The organism is Aerococcus sp. L_32, from assembly GCF_050689315.1.
In genome coordinates, this window is record NZ_JBOEQF010001250.1 from 1 (window position 1) to 529 (window position 529).

Annotated in this window: 1 protein-coding gene; it reads right to left on the bottom strand. The window is 39.1% G+C overall.

Annotated elements, in window-relative coordinates:
* The coding region (locus ACRCJ0_RS19165; RefSeq protein ID WP_431391804.1) for a Gfo/Idh/MocA family oxidoreductase at nucleotides 1-297 on the bottom strand (297 nt) is incomplete at its 3' end.
* Nucleotides 298-529: the final 232 nt, after the last annotated feature.

Here is a 529-nt window from a genome sequence, read left to right on the forward strand (position 1 = left end):
GGTAAAACCAGTTGTACCAACTACTGGGTGGATATCATGTTCAATATAGTATTTGGTATTTTGATAAGCTGCAGCTGGAATCGTAAAGTCGATGGCTACATCAATATCAACTTGGCTAATCGCATCTTGAATGCTTTCAAAAATTGGCGCCTTATCTGACCATTCAGCTACTCGGTCTGCTTGCTTGTTTAAATCATTATTGGCTAAAGCCACCAATTCAAACCCTTCATGGTTAATGACCATGTTGGCGGCTGTGGAACCCATTCTACCTAAAAATCCTGTTACTAATACGCGCATATTCCTGCCTCCTAAAATTCTCATTCACTATGGTTCATGTAATCTCACTCTTATGTATCCTCGTATTTTGATTAAAAACCTTCGTTTTCAGCCAACCAATCTTGTAAACTTTCATAAACATCTTGGAATTCTGGTCTTTGGGCTAAGTCACTTTGTTCTTTAAAGATTGCTTCAATTCGGCGCCAGTCCCCTGCTTCTCGTAAAAAGTCGAAATAGTCATGTAAGAAGGACA